The sequence below is a fragment of the Streptomyces sp. NPDC007945 genome (genome assembly GCF_042958885.1).
Lineage (GTDB): Bacteria > Actinomycetota > Actinomycetes > Streptomycetales > Streptomycetaceae > Streptomyces.
Window position 1 is genome coordinate 339,666 of sequence record NZ_JBIBJV010000002.1, and the last position, 20,661, is coordinate 360,326.

Consider the following 20,661-nt stretch of genomic DNA (forward strand, 5'->3'; position numbering starts at 1 on the left):
AGTGGGCGGCTCCGGGCCGGGGCCGGTCGGGGCCGCTTCGCGCGGCGCCGTAGTCGGGATGTCGGGGTCGTCCGATCTGCCACGATTCCCCGGGGGGCCGTTCTGTCCGGTGAACGGTGCTCGTCGGAACGTCGCGACCAGGGGTTGGGGTCTCCCCCGCTCGCAAGCTCGGGGAAGGATGGACCGCGCGGTGCGGGGCTACGAACGGCAGGAGAGCCAGCGAGCCGAGGACGACCATCTCTCGCGGTTCGAAGCCGAGATGGACCGGCTGAAGAAGGAGCGGGAGAAGGCGGTCCAGCACGCCGAGGACCTGGGGTACCAGGTCGAGGTCCTGCGTGCGAAGCTCCACGAGGCGCGGCGCACCATCGCGTCCCGCCCCGCCTACGACAGCGCGGACATCGGTTACCAGGCCGAGCAGTTGCTGCGCAACGCGCAGGTACAGGCCGAGCAACTCCGCCAGGACGCCGAGCGCGAGCTGCGCGAGGCCCGGGCGCAGACCCAGCGGATCCTCCAGGAGCACGCCGAGCACCAGGCCCGGCTCCAGGCCGAGCTCCACAACGAGGCCGTGCAGCGCCGTCAGCAGCTCGACCAGGAGCTGAACGAGCGCCGACAGACCGTCGAGGCCCACGTCAACGAGAACGTGGCCTGGGCCGAACAACTGCGGGCCCGCACCGAGGCCCAGGCCCGCCGGCTCATGGACGAGGCCCGCGCCGAGGCCGAGCAGTCGATCGCCGCCGCCCGCGCCGAGGCCACCCGGCTGACCGAGGAGACCGGCCGCCGCGTCGGCGCCGAGGCCGAAGCCGCCCGCGCCGAGGCCGAAGCGATTCTGCTGCGCGCCCGCAAGGACGCCGAGCGGCTGATGACGGCCGCCTCCACCCAGGCCCAGGAGGCCACCGGTCACGCCGAGCAGCTGCGGACCGCCGCCGTCGCCGAGACCGACCAGGCCCGCCGCCAGGCCGCCGAGCTGACCCGCGCCGCCGAGCAGCGGATGCAGGAGGCCGAGGAGCGGCTGCGGCAGGCCCGCGCCGAGGCCGACAAGGCCCTCGCCGAGGCCAAGGAGTCCGCCGCCAGGACGCTGGCCTCCGCCGACTCCGTCAACGAGCAGCGCACCCGTACCGCCAAGTCGGAGATCGCCCGCCTCGTCGGCGAGGCCACCGAGAAGGCCGAGCAGCTCAAGGCCGAGGCCGAGGAGAAGCTCCGCGAGGCCACCGCCCACACCGAGAAGGTCTTCGCCGAGGCCACCGAGAAGGCCCGCGCCAGCGCCGCCGAGGACTCCGCCGCCGCGCTCGCCAAGGCCGCCCGGGGTGCCGAGGAGATCCTCAGCAAGGCCTCCGAGGAAGCCGCCGAGACCACCCGCAGGGCCTCCGAGGAGGCCGAGCGGATCCGCCGCGAGGCCGAGACCGAGGCCGACCGGCTGCGCTCCCGCGCCGAGGAGCAGGCCGACGAACTGCTCGGCTCGGCCAAGGACGACACCAAGGAGTACCGGGCCAAGACGGTCGAGCTCCAGGAGGAGGCCCGCCGGCTGCGCGGCGAGGCCGAGCAGCTGCGCGCCGAGGCCGTCGCCGAGGGCGAGCGGATCCGCGGCGAGGCCCGCCGCGAGGCCGTCCAGCAGATCGAGGAGGCGGCGAAGACCGCCGAGGAGCTGCTGTCCAGGGCGAAGGCCGACGCCGACGAGCTGCGCTCCAGCGCGGGCGCCGAGAGCGAGAAGGTCCGGTCGGAGGCGATGGAGCGCGCCCAGACGCTCCGGACCCAGGCCGAGGAGACCCTGGAGCGGACCCGCGCGGAGGCCGAGCGGCTGCGCGCCGAGTCCGAGGAGCAGGCCGAGGCGGTACGGGCGGCCGCCGAGAAGGCCGCCGCCGAGCTGCGCGCGGACGCCGAGCGGGCCGCCGAGGCGCGCCGTGCCGAGGCCGCCGAGGAGCTGACCCGGCTGCACGCCGACGCCGAGGCGAAGGTGGCGGCGGCCGGGCGCGAACTGACCGATGCCCGTGCCGAGGGCGAGCGGATCCGGCGCGAGGCCGCCGAGGAGACCGAGCGGCTGCGCGCGGAGGGCGCCGAGCGGATCAGGACGCTCTCCGAGCAGGCCGAGCAGGAGGCCGAGCGGCTGCGGTCGGAGGCCGCAGCGGACGCGTCGGCGGCCCGTGCCGAGGCCGAGGCGACGGCACAGCGGCTGACCTCCGAGGCGGAGTCCGAGGCGGAGCGGCTGCGCTCCGAGGCCCAGGAGACCGCCGACCGGATGCGGGCCGAGGCCGCGGCCGCGGCCGAGCGGGTGGCCGCCGAGGCCGCCGAGGCGCTCGCCGCCGCGCAGGAGGAGGCCGTCCGGCGCCGCCGGGAGGCCGAGGAGACGCTGGAGTCGGCCCGTGCCGAGGCCGGCCGCGAGCGCGAGCTCGCCCGCGAGCAGTCCGAGGAGCTCCTGGCCGCCGCCCGCAAGCGGGTGGAGGAGGCGCAGGCCGAGGCGCAGCGCCTGGTCGAGGAGGCGGACGCGCGGGCGACCGAGATGGTCGGGGCCGCCTCGCGAGCCGCGCAGGAGGTCCGCGACTCGGTCGCCGGGCTGCGCGAGCAGGCCGAGGAGGAGATCGCCGGGCTGCGCTCGGCCGCGGAGCACGCGGCGGAGCGGACCCGTACGGAGGCGCAGGAGGAGGCGGACCGGGTCCGCGCCGACGCGCACGAGGAGCGGGAGCGGGCCTCGGAGGACGCGGCCCGCACGCGGGCGCGCGCCCAGGAGGAGTCCGAGGCGGCGAAGGCGCTGGCCGAGCGGACCGTCGGCGACGCCATCGCGGAGGCGGAGAAGCTCCGCGCGGACACCGCCGAGTACGCCCAGCGGGTGCGCACGGAGGCGACGGACGCGCTGGCCTCGGCCGAGCAGGACGCGGCCCGCACCCGGGCCGACGCCCGGGACGACGCCAACCGGATCCGTTCGGAGGCGGCCGAGAAGGCCGAGGGCGTCGTCGGCGAGGCGACGGCCGAGGCCGAGCGCCTCACGGCGGAGGCGTCCCTGGTCCTGGACGAGGCCCGGCAGACGGCGGACAAGCGCCGCCAGGACGCCGCCGAACAGGCCGACACCCTCATCGGCGAAGCCACCGCCGAAGCCGAGCGGATCGCCGCCGAAGCCTCCCTCGTCCTCGACGACGCCCGACAGGCCGCCGACAAGCGCCGCCAGGACGCCGCCGAACAGGCCGACACCCTCATCGGCGAAGCCACCGCCGAAGCCGAGCGGATCGCCGCCGAAGCCTCCCTCGTCCTCGACGACGCCCGACAGGCCGCCGACAAGCGCCGCCAGGACGCCGCCGAACAGGCCGACACCCTCATCGGCGAAGCCACCGCCGAGGCCGCGCGGATCGCGGCGGAGTCGGCCGAGCTGCGGGAGACCACCGAGCGGGACGCGGCACGGCTGCGGAGCGAGGCCGAGCAGGTCAAGACGGACGGCGAGGCACACGCCCAGGCGCTGCGGACGGCCGCCCTGGCCGACGCCGAGCAGATCCTGGACGAGGCCCGGCAGGCCGCCGACAAGCGCCGGCAGGACGCGGCCGAGCAGGCCGACGCACTGGTCGGCGAGGCGACCGCGGAGGCGGGCCGGATCACGGAGGAGGCCGGCGAGCTGGCCGACTCGCTGACCGCCGACGCCCGGGCCGAGGCCGAGCGGACCCTGGCGGACGCGGCCGGTGAGGCCGAGCGCCTGCGGACCGAGGGCGCCGAGGCGCTGGAAGCGGCCCGTCAGGACGCCGAGCGCATCCGCACGGAGTCGGCCCGGGTCAAGGAGGACGCCGAGGCGGCCGCCGAGCAGATGCGCTCGGAGGCCCGCGCGGAGGCCGACCGGACCCTGGACGAGGCCCGCGAGGCCGGCGCGAAGAAGCGCGCCGACGCGGCCGAGCAGGCCGACCAGCTCATCGCCAAGGCCCGGGAGGAGGCGCTGCGCGCCACCGCCGAGGCCGAGGCCCAGGCCGACACGATGGTCGGTGCCGCCCGCAAGGAGGCCGACCGGATCGTCGCCGAGGCGACCGTGGAGGGCAACGCCCTGGTGGAGAAGGCGCGGACCGACGCCGACGAACTCCTCGTCGGGGCACGGAAGGACGCCACCGCCATAAGGGAGCGGGCCGAGGAGCTGCGGAGCCGCGTCGAGGGCGAGATCGAGGAGCTGCACGAGCGGGCCCGGCGCGAGTCGGCCGAGCAGATGAAGACGGCCGGCGAGCGGGTCGACAAGCTGGTGAAGGCCGCGGAGGAGCAGCGGGCCGAGGCGGAGGAGAAGGCCAAGGAGCTGGTCTCGGAGGCGAGTTCGGAGGCGAGCAAGGTCCGGATCGCGGCCGTGCGGAAGGCGGACGCCCTGCTGAAGGAGGCCGAGCAGAAGAAGAGTTCGCTGATCGCGGAGGCCGAGCGGATCAAGGCGGAGGCGGAGGCCGAGGCGGACCGGCTGGTGCAGGAGGGCCGGCGCGAGCTGGAGGTCCTGACCCGGCGTCGTACCGACATCAATGCCGAGATCTCCCGTGTCCAGGACGTTCTGGAGGCGTTGGAGTCTTTCGAGACTCCGTCGGCGGGCACGAAGGACGGACTCAAGGCGGGCGCTTCCTCGGGTTCCACTCGTTCGGGTGGCAAGTCCCAGGACGGCTAGCCACTCAAAAGGCTGGACATTCTCCAGATCAAACGGGCATACGCTCGATGACACGCCGCTTCGGCCCCTAGGATTCCCTCTAACACCTCACCGGTCTCATTCGACAGGAACCCCATGAGCGACACATCCTCCCCCTTCGGCTTCGAGCTCGTGCGGCGTGGTTACGACCGCGGTCAGGTGGACGACCGCATTACCAAGCTGGTCGCCGACCGTGACAGTGCTCTGGCCCGGATCACCTCCCTGGAGAAGCGCATCGAGGAGCTCCACCTCGAAACGCAGAACGCCCAGGCGCAGGTGAGTGACGCGGAGCCGTCGTACGCCGGTCTCGGCGCGCGTGTCGAGAAGATCCTCCGTCTCGCCGAGGAGGAGGCGAAGGACCTGCGCGAGGAGGCCCGTCGCGCCGCCGAGCAGCACCGCGAGCTGGCCGAGTCGGCCGCCCAGCAGGTGCGCAACGACGCGGAGTCCTTCGCCGCCGAGCGCAAGGCGAAGGCGGAGGACGAGGGCGTCCGGATCGTCGAGAAGGCGCAGGGCGAGGCGAACTCGCTGCGGGCCGAGGCGCAGAAGGACGCGCAGTCGAAGCGCGAGGAGGCGGACGCCCTCTTCGAGGAGACCCGCGCGAAGGCCGCCCAGGCCGCCGCGGACTTCGAGACCAACCTGGCGAAGCGCCGCGAGCAGTCCGAGCGCGACCTGGCCTCCCGTCAGGCCAAGGCCGAGAAGCGCCTGGCCGAGATCGAGCACCGCGCCGAGCAGCTCCGCCTGGAGGCCGAGAAGCTCCGCACGGACGCCGAGCGCCGGGCCCGCCAGACGGTGGAGACCGCGCAGCGCCAGGCCGAGGACATCGTGGCCGACGCGAACGCCAAGGCCGACCGGATCCGTTCGGAATCGGAGCGCGAGCTGGCGGCGCTCACCAACCGCCGCGACTCCATCAACGCGCAGCTGACCAACGTCCGCGAGATGCTGGCGACGCTGACCGGTGCCGCGGTGGCCGCCGCCGGCTCCCCGCTGGACGAGGACCGCTCCGCGGGCGTCCCGGCCCAGCAGACCCGCTAGGACCGGCGCCCGGCACGACCGGGCGGGCCCGCGGGCCCGTCGCCGAGACCCCGTGAAAGCCCCCCGTCACTCCGGTGGCGGGGGGTTTCGCGCGCCCTTAGCTTGGTACGCATGATCGAGCTTGAGGGGCTGACGAAGCGGTACGGGACGAAGACGGCGGTCGATCATCTCTCCTTCCAGGTCCGGCCGGGCATGATCACCGGCTTCCTGGGGCCCAACGGGGCGGGCAAGTCGACGACGATGCGGATGATGCTCGATCTGGACAACCCGACGAGCGGGACGGTGCGGATCGACGGCCGGCACTACCGGGAGCTGGACGAGCCGCTGAAGTACATCGGGGCGCTGCTCGACGCCAAGGCGATGCACGGCGGCCGCTCCGCGTACAACAACCTGCTGTGCCTGGCGCAGTCGAACCGGATCCCCGAGCGGCGGGTCGGCGAGGTCATCGACCTGGTGGGGCTGACGGCGGTGGCGCGGAAGAAGTCGAAGGGCTTCTCGCTCGGCATGGGCCAGCGGCTCGGTATCGCCTCGGCGCTGCTCGGGGATCCCGAGATCCTGATGTTCGACGAACCCGTCAATGGTCTGGACCCCGAGGGAATTCACTGGATCCGCAATCTGATGAAGTCTCTGGCGGCCGAAGGAAGAACGATCTTCGTCTCCAGTCATCTGATGAGTGAAATGGCGCTGACGGCGGATCATCTGATCGTGATCGGACAGGGAAAGCTGCTGGCCGACACGTCGATGGCGGATTTCATCCTGCAGAATTCGCGGAGTTTCGTGCGGCTGCGCTCTCCGCAGCAGGAACGGCTGCGGGATGTGCTCCACGGCGCGGGATTCACGGTGATCGAGGCCGGAAACGGCACCCTGGAGATCGACGGGGCGTCGACGGAGAAGCTCGGCGAGCTGGCGGCCGCGCACCAGCTGACGCTGCACGAGCTGAGCGCCCAGCGGGCGTCCCTGGAGGAGGCGTTCATGCAGATGACGGCGGGCGCGGTGGAGTACCACGCGCACGGCACCGACGTGCACGGCGGCGGGCCGGCCGTGCCCGGCCCCGCCTGGGGCGCGAACTCCGGCTGGGGTCCCGCACAGGACGCGGAAGCCGGCCGGAACGGTGAGGGGGTCTGAGGATGGCGTCGGTACCCGCGGTCCTCCGGTCCGAGTGGACCAAGATCCGGACGGTCTCGTCGACGATCTGGACGCTGGCGTCCGCGCTGATCGTCACGGTGGCGATGAGCGCGGCGCTCTCCGCGGTCCTCAACTCCACCTTCGACGAGCTGTCCGAGCTGGAGCGGGCCACCTTCGACCCGACCTTCGTCAGCTTCTCCGGGATGGTCCTCGGTCAGCTGGCGATGGTGGTCTTCGGGGTGCTGGTGGTGGGGACCGAGTACTCCTCGGGCATGATCCGCACCTCGCTCGCGGCCGTCCCCCAGCGGGCCGCCTTCCTCTTCTCCAAGATCGCGGTGGCCGGGGTGCTCGCCCTGGCGGTCGGCCTGGTCACGAGCTTCCTGTCGTTCTTCCTCGGGCAGGCGCTGCTCGGCGAGCACCGGACGACGATCGGCGCGGACAACGTGCTGCGGGCGGTGGTCGGCGGCGGGATCTACATGGGGCTGATCGCGGTCTTCTCGATGGGCGTGGCGGCGATGCTCCGCTCCTCGATGCTGTCGCTCGGCATCCTGGTGCCGTTCTTCTTCCTGATCTCCCAGATCCTGTCGGCGGTGCCGAAGGCGAAGGAGGTCGCGAAGTTCTTCCCCGACCAGGCCGGCTCCAAGATCATGCAGGTGGTGCCGGACGCGCTGGGCTCGGAGAAGGCGCCGTACGGGCCGTGGGGCGGGCTCGGGATCATGCTGGTCTGGGTGGCGGCCTCGCTGCTCGGCGGCTATCTGGTGCTGAAGCGGCGGGACGCCTGACGGCGCACGCCCCCCAAGGCGCCCGTCCGGGACGCCCCCGGGGACCCTCACCGGGCTCCTGGGGGCGTCCCGGATTTCTCCCTGAGGTTTCGCTTCGGTCTCGAATCACGGGCGCGGGAACCGTCAACGGCTGGATAAGCTCCTGACTCGTACGGGGGCCTCGCGGCCGCACGCGCCGGCGCGCCCCCCGATCGCACACCACCGAGCCGTCGATGGGGCTGGAGAATGATCGAGGCAGTCGGCCTGACCAAGCGCTACGGCGCGAAGACGGCCGTGTACAACCTTTCCTTCCAGGTGAGGCCGGGTGTCGTCACCGGCTTCCTGGGCCCGAACGGCTCCGGCAAGTCGACCACCATGCGCATGATCCTCGGCCTGGACACCCCCACGTCCGGACACGTGACGATCGGCGGCCACCCCTTCCGGCGGCTGCCGAACGCGCCCCGCCAGGTCGGCGCCCTCCTCGACGCCAAGGCCGTGCACGGCGGCCGCAGCGCCCGCAACCACCTCCTGTCGCTGGCCCAGCTGGCCGGGATCCCGGCCCGCCGGGTGGACGAGGTGCTCGGCGTGGTGGGCCTCCAGGACGTGGCGAAGCGGCGCTCCAAGGGCTTCTCGCTCGGCATGGGGCAGCGGCTCGGCATCGCGGCGGCGCTGCTCGGCGACCCGCAGGTGCTGCTCTTCGACGAGCCGGTCAACGGCCTCGACCCGGAGGGCATCCTCTGGGTGCGGAACCTCATGAAGAAGCTGGCCTCGGAGGGCCGCACGGTCTTCGTCTCCAGCCACCTGATGAGCGAGATGGCGCTCACGGCGGACCACCTGATCGTGATCGGCCGGGGGCAGCTGCTCTCGGACATGCCGGTGAAGCAGTTCATCTCGGCGAACTCGGCGGACTTCGCCCGGGTCCGCGTCCCGGAGGGCGAGCCCGCGCTGCGGGACAAGCTGTCGGGGGTGCTCGTCGAGGCCGGCGGCCAGGTGCTGTCCGAGCCGGACGGGGCGCTGCGGGTCACCGGTCTGCCGCTGCCGAGGATCAGCGACCTGGCGCACGGGGCGGACGTACGGCTCTGGGAGCTGTCCCCGCACCAGGCCTCGCTGGAGGAGGCGTACATGCGCCTCACCCAGGGCGCGGTGGACTACCGCTCGACCGACGACAGGCTGGCCCACCTCCAGGCGCCACCGCAGCCCGGCCGGCCGGGGTACGGGGTGCCGCAGGGCCCGTCGGTCCCGGAGGACGTGCCGCAGCAGGGCTGGTACGCCCCGCCGCCGCCCGGACAGAACCCCTACGCGGCCCCGCAGCCCCCCGCGGCTCCCGCCGCTCCCGCGGCCCCGGCGGCTCCGGCCGCCCCGGTGCCGCCCGCGCCGCAGGCCGCCGCGCCGCTGCCGAGCGGCCTCCAGAAGAAGCCGAGCGACACCACCGAGGACGCCCGATGACCGCCCCCGCGCCGACCCCGACGCCCGCCCCGCCGTACGGCTACGTCTCCCCCATCCCGGTCCGCCGGGCGCACCTCGGGGACGCGCTCGCCTCGGAGTGGACGAAGATCCGCTCGGTGCGGTCGACGGTGTGGACGCTGGGCACGATGGTCGTGCTGATGCTGGTGATCGGTCTGGGCGTGGCCGCGGTCGCCGCCTCCGAGGGCGGGAACATGGGCGAGGAGTCGGCGCTGCCGCTGGGCTTCTTCGGGATGCTGCCCGCGTCGATCTGTGTGATCACGCTGGGCGTGCTCACCATCTCCTCCGAGTACGGCACGGGCATGATCCGGACGACGCTGACGGCGTGCCCGAGCCGGTCCCGGGTGCTCACGGCGAAGGCGATCGTCTTCTTCCTGTTGGTCTTCACGGTGACCCTGGTGGTGGCCTTCGGGGTGGCGACGGCGCAGGTGGCGATGGTGGACGCGGCGGAGCCGACGGGCGCCGAGTGGGCGCGGGCCACGGTCGGCGCGGCCGGGTTCATGGCGCTGCTCGGTCTGCTGTCGATGGCGGTGGGGGCGCTGGTGCGGCACTCGGCCGGCGCGATCACGGTGATGATCGGCGTGCTGCTGCTGCCGCTGGTGGCGGCGCTCTTCATGTTCTCGCCGGCGCTGAAGGGGCTCCAGGAGGCGCTCTTCACCTACTCGGTGCCCTCGCAGCTGATCGCGCTGTACAGCGCGCGGCCGCCGTTCGGCGACAGCGGCCCGGCGGGCTGGGAGACGCTGCTGATCCTGGCCGGGGCCACCGCCGTGGTACTGGGCGGCGCGTTCGCGCTGCTGAACAAGCGGGACGTCTGAGCGGGCGGTCCGCCCCTCAGTACCTCGGCGCGTTGCGGGACCGCTGCACCCGGGTGGTGCGGCGGTCCTTCGCGCTCCAGCAGGCCTTGTGCCAGTGGCGGCGGTCGTCGACGCCGCCGTACTCGGGCCAGGCGACGACGTGCGGGGCGCCGCCCGGGATCTCCTGGTCGCAGCCGGGGCAGCGGTAGCGCTTGCCCGGGGAGCTGGCGCCGGCGACCAGGCGGACGTACCACTCCTCGCCCTGCCAGCTCTCGGTGCGCTGCGAGCCGCCGTACCGGTCGTCGCGGTCGTCCTGCGCCGCGCCGGCGCCTCGGCGGGAGCGGTTGTGACGCGGGGACACAGCACACCTCACGAAGTCGGGAACACGGACCGTTCCCTCAAGCCTACGGGCCGCGACGCGGTGCCTGGAGGCCCGGTCCCGGCCCCCAGGCCGAAAATCGCAAGAACTTCACGCGAGGCCGTTGCCTTTGGCACGTGTCAGGCGTTGGTGCCGGTACGAGGGTCAGTGACGCGTCGGCCGCGAGGAGGCAGAAGGCGATGCGGGTGGGAACGTTCGTTCTGGCGGCGCAGTTTCCGGGCCAGGGCCAGGGAGAGGCGCTGCACCGGGCGGTGCGGACCGCCGAGGTGGCCGAGGAGGCGGACCTGGACGCGGTCTGGCTGGCCGAGCACCACTTCGTGCCGTACGGCGTCTGCCCCTCGGCGGTGACGCTGGCGGCGCTGCTCCTGGGCCGCACCCGGCGGCTGCGGGTGGGGACGGCGGTGAGCGTGCTGCCGAGCGTCCATCCGGTCGCCCTGGGCGAGCAGGCGGCACTGCTGCACATCGCCTCCGGTGGCAGGTTCACCCTCGGGGTCGGGCGCGGCGGTCCGTGGGTGGACCTGGAGGTGTTCGGCGCGGGTCTGGAGGCGTACGAGCACGGCTTCCCCGAGGCCCTCGACCTGCTTCTGCGCTGGCTGACCGAGCCCCGGGTGGGCGCCTCCGGCGAGCGGTTCTCCTTCCGCGAGGTGGCGGTGGTGCCCCGGGCCGACGAGCTCATCGGCGGCGAGCCCGCGCCGGAGGTGGTCGTGGCCTGCACCTCGCCGAAGAGCGTCCGGCTGGCCGCCGAGCGCGGCCTGCCGATGCTGCTGGGCATGCACTGCGGCGACGAGGAGAAGGCGGAGATGACCGCGGCCTGGGCGCGCTGGGCGCGGGAGTCCGGGCGGGACCCGGACGAGGTCGCGCGGATCGGGGCCGGCCACGTCTCCGCGGGGGTGACGCAGCTCGCGGACCGGACCGGGGACGCGGTGGAGGCCCTGGTGAAGGCGATGCCGGGCTGGCTGAAGCAGGGGCTGGACGCGCATGTGACGGTGGACGGCCGGCACCGCGCGATGCGGGACCCGGTGGCGTACACCGAGCTGCTGTGTTCGCTGCATCCGGTCGGCACCCCGTCGCTCGCGGCGGACCGCCTCGCGGCGACTTCCGAGCGCACCGGCATCACCCGCTTCGCGCTGCTCGCCGAGGGTTCCGGCGACCTCGCGGCGACCGAGGAGAACCTGCGGCGGCTCGGCGCCGAGGTCCTCCCCCGGCTGGCCTGAGCACCGGGACCCGCCGCCGCCCCCGCGTCCCCGCGGGACGGTGCGTGTCGGCACGCACCGATCGCGGATCGCGCGACGCGGAGCGGCGGCGTTCGAGTCCCGGCGGTTCCCGGTGACGACGGTCGGGCCTCAGCAGTCGCGGAGCTCGGGCGACTGGTTGAGCAGCTGGGCCCGTACGGAGGTGAAGCGGGCGAGCCGCTCGTCCACCGCCGGGTCCTGCGGGAAGACCGCCACGCGGTGGCAGTTCTGGAAGGCCAGACGCACTCCGAAGTGACGCTGGAGCGCACCGCGGATCGCGTCGCTCGCCAGCGCGCGCAGCAGCTGACCACGTGCCTGCTCGTTCGGCGGCGGCGTCTGGTTGTCGGCGAACTCTCCGCCTTCCACCTCCAGCTGGGCCACCAGAGAACTGATCATCTCCCACGCGAAGGGCAGGGAGGTCCGGACGCAGTCGACGAAGGCGGCTTCGTCGACCTCGCCTCGCTCGGCCTGTTCCAACAGTGCCGGTGAGACGTCGAGCGACATGGGTTCTCCTCTCGCGACCCCGCGGACGGGGTCTGTGCGGGCAGGGCCGAAGGCGACGTTCGCCACGCAGCGTGCACGGACGACGACCTCCAGCATCCACGGTAAGCGCGCGGTGCTGCCCGCACCAGGAGAATGGGCGCACAACAGGCCGATAACCGACGGGTGTTCGGCTCATGCCGGTACCCGAATCGCGTAGAAGGGCGCTCCTCTTGTAGCGTTGCCGACCATGCGTCTCGTCATTGCCCGTTGCTCCGTGGACTACGCGGGCCGGCTCACGGCCCACCTGCCCTCCGCCCCCCGTCTCATCCTGATCAAGGCCGACGGCAGCGTCTCGATCCACGCGGACGACCGGGCGTACAAACCGCTCAACTGGATGTCGCCGCCGTGCACGCTCAAGGAGGGCCCCGAGAGCAACGACGGTGGCGCGGGCGTCTGGACCGTGATCAACAAAGCGGGCGAGAAACTGATCATCACGATGGAGGAGATCCTCCACGACTCGTCCCACGAACTGGGCGTCGACCCGGGTCTCATCAAGGACGGCGTCGAGGCGCACCTCCAGGAGCTGCTCGCCGACCGCATCGAGACGCTGGGCGAGGGGTGGACGCTGATCCGCCGCGAGTACCCGACGGCGATCGGCCCCGTCGACATCCTCTGCCGGGACGCGGACGGCGCGACGGTCGCGGTCGAGATCAAGCGGCGCGGCGAGATCGACGGCGTCGAGCAGCTCACCCGCTATCTGGAGCTGCTCAACCGCGACCCGCACCTCGCGCCCGTGAAGGGCGTATTCGCGGCGCAGGAGATCAAGCCGCAGGCCCGGGTCCTGGCGACGGACCGCGGGATCGGCTGCGTGGTGCTCGACTACAACGCCCTGCGCGGCATCGAGGACGACAAGCTGCGGCTGTTCTGACGTACGGCTCCGGCCGATGCGGCGAAGGGGACGGCCCCGGGCGCGGTGAGCGCCCGGGGCCGTCCCCTTTCCGTGGGCCCTCAGCCCCCGGCGGGCGGCTCGGAGGCGCTGCTGGAGCCGGCGGCCTGGCTGGTGGTGGCCGTGTCGGTCGGCTCCGGGGGCGCCGAGGTGGTGGTCGGCGGCGCCGTCGTGGGCGTCGGCGTCTGCGTCGGCGGCGGAGGCGCGGAGGAGGTCGGGAACGTCGGCCGCGTCGTCGTGGTCCGGGTCGGGCCGGGGCTCGTGCTCGTCGGTCCCGAGGTCGTCGTCGGCGGGCTCGTCGTCCCCGGGGCGCTCGTCGTCGACGGGGCCGGTGTGCCGGAGGAGGAGGTCGAGGGGGAGCCGGTCGCCGAGGGGTCCGTGGCGGTCGGCGAGGGGGTCGCACCGGAGCTGGTGGGACCGGGCGAGCCGGAGGCGGTCGGGATGCCGGTCGCGGCGGGGCCGCCGCCGGGCTCGCCGTCGGCGGGGGCGCCGTCGCCGGTGTCGGGCAGCTCGTCGACGCCCGCGTCGGCGGTGCTGTCGGTGCTGACGGTGCCGGAGGTGGGGGCGTCGTCGTTGCCCGAGGTGGCGCCGAGGGTGACGACCGTGCCGAGGACGGCGACGAGGAGCGCGCCGGCACCGACGGCGGCGAGGTTGCGCCGGGTGCCGTCGAGGACGACCGCCTTGAGCCCCTTGCGGGCCGGCTCGGCCCTGGCGGCGGGCGAAGCGGCGGTGACCGCGGGGCCCTTGCCGGTGACGTCGGCGCGGCCGGGGAAGGCCGGGAACGCGGGAGGGGTGGCGGCCGCGGTCGTCGCGACCGGCGGCAGCACCTCGGTGGCCGGCTCCACGGGCGTCCGCGGAACCGGGGCCGTGGCCGTGGGCCGCGCGACGGGCAGGCCGCGGGCGGGCGAGTCGGTACGGGCCGGCAGCGCGGCCGTGGCGGGCTCCCGCTCGCGGCCGAGGTCGGCGACGAGGGCGAGGGCCCGGCGGCCGGCGACGGTGCCGCGCTTGTCGGCGAGGGCGCCGCGCAGCCCGATGGAGGCCTCCAGCTCGGCGCGGGCGCGGGCGAGGTTGCCGCCGCAGATCGCGAGGACGCCGAGCTCGTGGTGGAAGTACGCCTCCTCGGCGACGTCCCCGGCAAGCCGGGCGGCCTCCTGGCCGGCGCGCAGCGCCCGCTCCCAGGCTCCCCAGTGGAGGCCCGCGGCGAAGGCGGGGGCGGCGGTGCGGGCGAGGGCGACCGCGGTGGCGCGCCGCTCGGCGGCCTCCTCGCCGGTGCCGGCGCCGTCTCCGAGGAGGCCGCCGAGCGCGGCGAGCAGGGCGTCGGACTCGGCGGCGGCCCGCTCGGGGCCCACCGAGGGGTGGCCGGCCCACCAGGCGTAGTGCTGGGCGGCGGTGTGGAGGCGGTCGGCGGTGTCGTGGCCGTAGCCGTGGGCGAGGAGCTGGGTGAGGACGCCGCCGGCGAGCCGGTGCCGGGAGCCGACGGGGCTGAGGAGTCCGCAGGCGCGCAGCTCGCCGAGGGCGGCGTCGGCGTGGGTGTCGCCGACGAGCGCGGGGAGGTGGGCGTGGTGCGGGAGTTCGCCGCCGAGGGCGACGGCGAAGCGGAGGGTGGTCTGGGCGGAGCGGCTGAGCCGGGAGGCGAGCAGCGCGGCGGGGGCGGCGCCCTCGCCGAGGCTGGGCAGCGGCACCTCGTGGAGTTCGACGTCGGGGTTCTCGTACGGGTCCGGGGCGGGCGCGGTGCCGCCGGTGCCCGCCCCCGGGGCCGTACCGGACGGGCCGAAGGCCTCCTCCAGGGCGCCGAAGGCGTCGAACTCGGCGGGGGTGACGCGCAGCCGGTCGCGCTGTCGGAGCAGGGCGCCGGCCTGGACGAAGCGGAGCGGCAGTCCCTCCGACTCGAACCAGAGGTCGCCGGCCCAGTTGGCCTCCTCCTCGGTGAGGCGGCGGCCGACGGCGGCCTCCAGGAGGGCGAGGGAGGCGGCGCGGCCGAGGCCGGGCAGGGCGACCTCCTCGATCCGGGCCTCGGCCGAGGGGGCAAGGACGCCGGGGGCGGCGGCGAGGAGGAAGGCGCACTCGGGGGCGGCGGCGAGGAGTTCGTCGAGGGCTGCGCCGCCGAACTCCAGGTCGTCGACGACCACGACGGCGCCGACGGTGGCGAGGTCGGCGCGCAGTCCGTCGCCGTCGGGCCGGTGGCCGGGGGCGTGCAGGACGGCGGCGCGCAGCTCGTGGAGGAGTTCGCCGCCGGTGCGGTGGTGGCCGGAGAGGCGGACGACGCCGTCGGGGGCGAGATCCGCGCAGTCGGCGGCGACGACGTCGAGGAGAGCCGTGCGGCCGGCGCCGTCGGGGCCGGTGAGGCGGGCCGAGCGGCCCCGGGTGAGGGTCTCGGTGAGCCGGGCGCGCTGCTCCTCGCGTTCGAGGAGGGGGAGTTCGGGGGCGGCTGGGCCGGGCGGCACGGCCGCGGCGGCGGCGCGGTCGGCCTCGGCGCGCTCCTCGGGGGTGCGGCGGCGGGCCGGCGGGGGCGTCTCGCCCGGCGGGCAGGGCTCGATCTCGCTGCCGTCGACGGGGTTGACGGTGAGGAGCAGCCCTCCGGAGACGATCCGGGTGACGCGGGCCCGGGCGGGTGCCGCGGCGGCACGGTCGGGCAGGGCGGTGGACTGGGCGGGGCGGGCGTCCTCGGCCGCGGTGTCGTGACCGGACTCGTCCGGCCCCCGGTGTATCGGGTCCATGGTCAAAGCCCCCAAGAGCGGTGGTGCGGAGCCCGCCGGGTGGGTCCGTCGTCGGGTGCGGGCGACCGAACCCTAGACGGTCGCCGGGCGCCCGGGAACAGCCGGGGTGCCGTGGAGACCAAGACGTCATGGTCTTGTGAGGATTGAGCGTGACGCCTGTTTCTCACGGCGGCTTCACAGACGGCGGGGCGGCGTTCGTCCACCGGCCGCCCGCGCACCGTCCGTTCAGACCCGGGGCAGGGACTCCACGACGAGGCCGCCCTCGATGGCGAGGATGCGGTGGAGGCGGGTGGCGACGAGGAGCCGCTGCATCTGCGGCGGCACCCCGCGCAGGACGAGCCGGCGGCCGCAGCGGCCGGCCCGTCGGTGGGCGCCCATGATCACGCCGAGGCCGGTGGCGTCCCAGGAGTCGAGTCCGGTCAGGTCCAGCACGAGGTCGCCGACGCCGTCGTCGACGGCCGTGTGCAGGACCGTACGGGCGTCCGCCGCGCTCCGGACGTCGAGGCGGCCCCCGACGACCAGCTCGGCATGGTCGCCCCTGATGTGCATAGTCGCTCCCCGGGAATGCTCCGTCTTCGCAAACAACTGACTGCCGCCTCGGCGGATACGTTGCGCCCTGTCGTCGAACCGATACCTGAATTCACTCCATGGAGTGAGGCCGTGTGGCGGACGCGGCTCAGTACCTGTAGAAGCCCTGCCCGCTCTTGCGGCCGATGTCACCCGCGTCCACCATCCGGCGCATCAGCTCCGGCGGCGCGAACTTCTCGTCCTGGGACTCCGTGTAGATGTTGCTCGTGGCGTTCACCAGGATGTCGACGCCGGTCAGGTCCGCGGTGGCGAGCGGGCCCATCGCGTGGCCGAAGCCGAGCTTGCAGGCGATGTCGATGTCCTCGGCGGTGGCGACGCCCGACTCGTACAGCTTGGCGGCCTCGACGACGAGGGCGGAGATCAGGCGGGTGGTGACGAAGCCGGCGACGTCGCGGTTGACGACGATGCAGGTCTTGCCGACCGACTCGGCGAAGGAGCGGGCGGCGGCGAGGGTCTCGTCGCTGGTCTTGTAGCCGCGGACGAGCTCGACGAGCTGCATCATCGGGACCGGCGAGAAGAAGTGGACGCCGACGACGGCCTCGGGGCGCTCCGTCACCGCGGCGATCTTGGTGATCGGGATGGCGGAGGTGTTGGAGGCGAGGACCGCGCCGTCCTTGGCGATCTTGTCGAGGGAGCGGAAGATCTCGTGCTTGACCTCGATCTTCTCGAAGACGGCCTCGACGACGATGTCGGCGTCGGCGACCGCGTCGAGCTCCGTGGTGGTGGTGATCCGGCCGAGGGCGGCCTCCGCCTCTGCGGCGTCCAGCCGGCCCTTCGCGACGAACTTCTCGTACGAGGCCTTGATGCCGTCGGTGCCGCGGGTCAGCGCCGCGTCGGTGACGTCCCGCAGGGCCACGTCCCAGCCGGCCTGCGCGGAGACCTGCGCGATACCGGATCCCATGAGTCCGGCCCCGATGACGGCGAGCTTCCCAGCCACGAATTCCACCCCTCTGCACCTGTTCACTTCTGGCTCTCTCCGGCGGAGATTAGCGGGCCGGGGGCGCCGTGTGACCGCGAAGTAATGCGCGTCACGCTCTCTTTGACGGACGTCACACTCGCGACAGGCGCGGCGGGCGGGGGCGTCACTAGGCTGGGGCCATGGTCAATCTGACGCGCATCTACACCCGCACCGGCGACCAGGGCACCACGGCCCTGGGCGACATGAGCCGCACCGCCAAGACCGACCTCAGGATCGCGGCCTACGCGGACGCCAACGAGGCCAACGCCGTCATCGGCACGGCGCTCGCCCTCGGGCATCTGGAGGAGGAGGTCGTCACGGTCCTCACCCGCGTCCAGAACGACCTCTTCGACGTCGGCGCCGACCTCGCGACGCCGGTGGTCGAGAACCCCGAGTACCCGCCGCTGCGGGTGGAGCAGTACTACGTCGACAAGCTGGAGGCGGACTGCGACCGCTTCCTGGAGGAGCTGGAGAAGCTGCGCTCCTTCATCCTGCCCGGCGGCACGCCCGGCGCGGCGCTGCTGCACCAGGCGTGCACGGTGGTCCGCCGCGCCGAGCGCTCGACGTGGGCGGCCCTGGAGGTCCACGGCGAGACGATGAACCCGCTGACGGCCACCTACCTCAACCGGCTGTCGGACCTGCTCTTCATCCTGGCGCGGGTGGCCAACAAGGAGGTCGGCGACGTGCTCTGGGTCCCGGGCGGGGAGCGCTAGGGCAAGCGGTCGGCGGCGTGCTTCTGGTCGCGGGCGGGGAGCGCTAGGGCAAGCGGTCGGCGGCGTGCTTCTGGTCGCGGGCGGGGAGCACCGAGGGCTTCTCCGGTTCGCCGGCCGGGGCCTTCTTCGGCCAGACCGTGTAGCTGAGGGCGATCAGACCGTGGATGCCGACGGCGCGCCAGACGCCGCCGATCGAGGCCTCCAGCTTCGCGGTGTCGCCGGCGTCGCCGACGTACCAGACGGCGGCGAGGAGCAGCGCGGAGGCGACGGAGCCGGCGACCAGCGTGCCGAGCCAGATCCGGCCCTCGTGGCGGGCGCGGGCCATGCCGTGGCGGGGCGGCTTCGGGGGCGGCGGGGCGCCGCCGAAGCGGTGCGCGGCGTGGCCGTCGAGCCACTTCACGGTGCGGTGCCCGTGCCCGACGGTGTAGCCGATGTAGATCGCGGCGAGCCCGTGCCGCCAGCTGGGCTCGGCGCCGTTCCTGAGGTCGATCGCGGAGACGACCAGGAGCAGGACCTCCAGGAGCGGCTCGCACAGCAGCAGCGCCGCGCCCAGTCTCGGCCTGCGCAGCAGGTAGCGGGCGCCGAGTCCGGCGGCCAGCAGCACCCAGAACCCCACCTCGCAGACCACGATCATGGTGACGATCACGGGCTTCCCCTTTCCTTCCCCCGTCGGGTCCCTCCCAGCGTCCCGTGCGGGAGGGCCCGCTTCGTCGTCGCGGGTGAGGAAACCCGCCTACATCCTTCGACGGAGGCGCGGGCGGGCCCGGATCGGCCCTGACGTCGACGTCCTGGGGCCACGGGGCGTGTTGGATGGGTACGTGATCCTCCCCCGCCCGCACCGCGACGACGTGCTCATCGCCCTCGCCGGTCTGTCCGTCGGCGTGCTGCTCTGGTCGTACGGGCTGTACACGACCGGCGACCGCGTCCTCGACCAGCGGTGGGCGGCGCTCGTCCCGCTGTCGGTGATGGCCGCGGCGGAGGCGCTGCGCCGGGCGGCCCCGCGGACGGCGCTGCTCCTGGGCACGTCGGCCATCGCGGCCGACCAGTTCACCAACGGGAACCTGGCCACGGTCCTGATGTTCACGGACGTCGTCTACGCGGCGGTCGTCTACGGCACCCCGGCGCAGGCCCGCCGCATCCCCTACACGACGGCGCTGGTGACGGTCGCGACCACGGCGGCGTTCCTGGTCTGGTGGCAGAACGCGATCGCGCTGCTGGTCGGCGTCATCACCGGCATGGTCTCCTTCCTGCCGGCCGTCACCGGTTCGATCGTGCGCAACCACCGGGAGGCGGCGGTGGCCGCCCGGCTGCGTGCCGAACAGACCGCGCTGCTGGCCGAGATGGACCGGACGCAGGCGGTGGCGGCGGAACGGGCGCGGATGGCGCGGGAGTTGCACGACGTGGTGGCCAACCACCTGTCGGCGATCGCGATCCACTCGACGGCGGCGCTCTCCCTCGACGATCCCGGCACCACCCGGCAGGCGCTGACGGTGATCCGGGAGAACAGCGTGGCGGGACTCGCGGAGATGCGGCGGCTGATCGGGCTGCTCCGGGAGAGCGGCGCGGAGACCGAGCCGGCGGCGACGGCCTCGCTGGCGGGGCTGGACGCGCTGGTGGCGCAGGCGGGCGCCAACGGCACGGCGAGCGGCCTGCGTTTCGTGCTGGACGACGCGCGGCGGGACGGTCCCGGGCTTCCGGCGCCGGTGGAGCTGGCCGCGTACCGGATCGTGCAGGAGGCGCTGACGAACGCGCTCAAGCACGCGGTGCCCGGCGAGGTGCGGGTGGCGCTCGCCCGGTCGGACGGGGCGCTGCGGGTGACGGTGACGAGTCCGTACGGGGAGCGGCCGGGGCCGCGCGCGCCGGGCTCGGGCGCGGGGCTCGTGGGGATGCGGGAGCGGGTGGCGCTCCTCGGCGGGGCGCTGGAGGCCGGCCCGGTGGCGGACGGCGGGGGCGGCGAGGTGTGGCGGGTGCGGGCGGAGCTGCCCGTGGGAGCGGGCGAGGAGGAGCGGGCATGACGGTGCGGGTGGTGGTGGCCGAGGACCAGAGCGCGGTACGGGCCGGGTTGGTGCTGATCCTGGGCAGCGCGCCGGACATCGAGGTGGTCGGGGAGGCGGAGGACGGCGAGCGGGCGGTGGAGCTGGCCCGGGAGCTGCGTCCCGATCTGGTGCTGATGGACGTGCAGATGCCCCGGATGGACGGGGTGACGGCGACCCGGCGGGTGGTGGCCGAGGGGCTCGCGGACGTGCTGGTGCTGACCACCTTCGATCTGGACGAGTACGTCTTCGGGGCGCTGCGCGCGGGGGCCTCGGGCTTCCTGCTGAAGAACGCGGAGGCGCGGGAGCTGATCGAGGCGGTGCGGACGGTGGCGCGCGGCGAAGGGTTGATCGCGCCGGCGGTGACGCGGCGGCTGATCGCCGAGTTCGCCTCCCCCGCTCCGCCGGTGCCGAGGGATCCGGCGGTCCTCGACGGGCTGACGCCCCGGGAGCGGGAGGTGCTGTCGGCGCTGGGCGCGGGTCTGTCGAACGCGGAGGTCGCGGTGCGTCTGGACATGGCGGAGGCGACGGTGAAGACGCACGTCAGCAAGGTGCTGGGGAAGCTGGGGTTGCGGAGCCGGGTGCAAGCGGCGGTGCTGGCGCGGGAGTTGGGTCTCTGAGGGAAGCGGGCCGACGTTGGTCTGGACCTCTTGACGATTGGTCCAGACCTTCCTACGCTCGCGGGGCGCGCGCAACTCTCCACGGACCACCCCCACCCCGAACGTCCGCTACTTGAGGAGCACCGTTGAGCACTCAAGCACCGACGCGCCGAAGAGGACTCAAGGCGAAGGCCGCCGCCGGCCTGACGGCCCTGG

The 20,661-nt window shown here is 74.1% G+C and carries 17 protein-coding genes; 11 read left to right on the forward strand and 6 right to left on the reverse strand.

The window, feature by feature from the left end:
* The first annotated feature begins 190 nt into the window (after positions 1-190).
* From scy to ACFZCF_RS06835, 6 genes are all read left to right on the forward strand, one after another.
* Entirely contained in the window at positions 191-4,603 is a 4,413-nt protein-coding gene (gene scy, locus ACFZCF_RS06810) for a polarized growth protein Scy (RefSeq protein WP_391285112.1), read from the forward strand.
* Positions 4,604-4,717: 114 nt separating this feature from the next.
* Positions 4,718-5,653 carry a cellulose-binding protein gene (locus ACFZCF_RS06815; protein WP_169086726.1) on the forward strand — a complete coding sequence of 312 codons (936 nt, stop codon included), beginning with the start codon at positions 4,718-4,720 and terminating at the stop codon, positions 5,651-5,653.
* A 111-nt stretch (positions 5,654-5,764) separates the two neighbouring features.
* Complete coding sequence (locus ACFZCF_RS06820) at positions 5,765-6,778, forward strand: ATP-binding cassette domain-containing protein (RefSeq protein WP_391285115.1); 1,014 nt, start codon at positions 5,765-5,767, stop codon at positions 6,776-6,778.
* Positions 6,779-6,780: 2 nt separating this feature from the next.
* Positions 6,781-7,560, forward strand: coding sequence for an ABC transporter permease (locus tag ACFZCF_RS06825; RefSeq protein WP_388436250.1), 780 nt, complete (start codon positions 6,781-6,783; stop codon positions 7,558-7,560).
* A 225-nt stretch (positions 7,561-7,785) separates the two neighbouring features.
* The gene (locus ACFZCF_RS06830; protein ID WP_391285118.1) at positions 7,786-8,985 is read left to right on the forward strand and encodes an ATP-binding cassette domain-containing protein; all 1,200 of its coding nucleotides are present in this window, start codon (positions 7,786-7,788) and stop codon (positions 8,983-8,985) included.
* Positions 8,982-9,818 (forward strand): ABC transporter permease, encoded by an 837-nt coding sequence (locus tag ACFZCF_RS06835; RefSeq protein WP_391285120.1) that lies wholly within the window; start codon positions 8,982-8,984, stop codon positions 9,816-9,818. The genes ACFZCF_RS06830 and ACFZCF_RS06835 overlap by 4 nt, the downstream gene beginning before the upstream one ends.
* A 16-nt stretch (positions 9,819-9,834) precedes the next feature.
* Here the strand turns inward: ACFZCF_RS06835 and ACFZCF_RS06840 are convergent, their stop codons facing one another.
* Positions 9,835-10,158 (reverse strand): ATP/GTP-binding protein, encoded by a 324-nt coding sequence (locus ACFZCF_RS06840; protein WP_388436258.1) that lies wholly within the window; start codon positions 10,156-10,158, stop codon positions 9,835-9,837.
* A gap of 197 nt (positions 10,159-10,355) precedes the next feature.
* Between ACFZCF_RS06840 and ACFZCF_RS06845 the strand changes: the two genes are divergently transcribed.
* Positions 10,356-11,390 (forward strand): LLM class flavin-dependent oxidoreductase, encoded by a 1,035-nt coding sequence (locus ACFZCF_RS06845; RefSeq protein ID WP_391285122.1) that lies wholly within the window; start codon positions 10,356-10,358, stop codon positions 11,388-11,390.
* Positions 11,391-11,519: 129 nt separating this feature from the next.
* On the opposite strand, the gene ACFZCF_RS06850 is transcribed toward ACFZCF_RS06845, so the two are convergent.
* Positions 11,520-11,912: an SCO5389 family protein gene (locus ACFZCF_RS06850; protein WP_189947022.1), complete on the reverse strand. Its 393-nt coding sequence runs from the start codon at positions 11,910-11,912 to the stop codon at positions 11,520-11,522.
* 226 nt (positions 11,913-12,138) lie between these two features.
* Here ACFZCF_RS06850 and nucS point away from each other — a divergent pair, with 226 nt between their 5' ends.
* Positions 12,139-12,819, forward strand: a complete 681-nt coding sequence (nucS, locus tag ACFZCF_RS06855; RefSeq protein ID WP_388436265.1) for an endonuclease NucS — start codon at positions 12,139-12,141, stop codon at positions 12,817-12,819.
* Positions 12,820-12,899: 80 nt separating this feature from the next.
* Here nucS and ACFZCF_RS06860 read toward each other — a convergent pair whose 3' ends face one another.
* From ACFZCF_RS06860 to ACFZCF_RS06870, 3 genes are all read right to left on the reverse strand, one after another.
* Complete coding sequence (locus ACFZCF_RS06860) at positions 12,900-15,554, reverse strand: ATP-binding protein (protein ID WP_391285126.1); 2,655 nt, start codon at positions 15,552-15,554, stop codon at positions 12,900-12,902.
* Positions 15,555-15,779: 225 nt separating this feature from the next.
* Entirely contained in the window at positions 15,780-16,103 is a 324-nt protein-coding gene (locus tag ACFZCF_RS06865; protein WP_169086744.1) for an STAS domain-containing protein, read from the reverse strand.
* Between the two features lie 127 nt (positions 16,104-16,230).
* Entirely contained in the window at positions 16,231-17,079 is an 849-nt protein-coding gene (locus ACFZCF_RS06870; protein WP_391285129.1) for a 3-hydroxyacyl-CoA dehydrogenase NAD-binding domain-containing protein, read from the reverse strand.
* Positions 17,080-17,240: 161 nt separating this feature from the next.
* Here ACFZCF_RS06870 and ACFZCF_RS06875 point away from each other — a divergent pair, with 161 nt between their 5' ends.
* Positions 17,241-17,813 (forward strand): cob(I)yrinic acid a,c-diamide adenosyltransferase, encoded by a 573-nt coding sequence (locus ACFZCF_RS06875; RefSeq protein WP_360602096.1) that lies wholly within the window; start codon positions 17,241-17,243, stop codon positions 17,811-17,813.
* A 43-nt stretch (positions 17,814-17,856) separates the two neighbouring features.
* Here ACFZCF_RS06875 and ACFZCF_RS06880 read toward each other — a convergent pair whose 3' ends face one another.
* Complete coding sequence (locus tag ACFZCF_RS06880; protein WP_391285132.1) at positions 17,857-18,459, reverse strand: hypothetical protein; 603 nt, start codon at positions 18,457-18,459, stop codon at positions 17,857-17,859.
* A gap of 172 nt (positions 18,460-18,631) precedes the next feature.
* On the opposite strand from ACFZCF_RS06880, the gene ACFZCF_RS06885 reads away from it, so the two are divergent.
* Positions 18,632-19,828 (forward strand): sensor histidine kinase, encoded by a 1,197-nt coding sequence (locus tag ACFZCF_RS06885; protein ID WP_388436278.1) that lies wholly within the window; start codon positions 18,632-18,634, stop codon positions 19,826-19,828.
* Entirely contained in the window at positions 19,825-20,466 is a 642-nt protein-coding gene (locus ACFZCF_RS06890; protein ID WP_388436281.1) for a response regulator, read from the forward strand. Before ACFZCF_RS06885 ends, ACFZCF_RS06890 begins: the two co-directional genes overlap by 4 nt.
* The last annotated feature ends 195 nt before the right edge of the window (positions 20,467-20,661 follow it).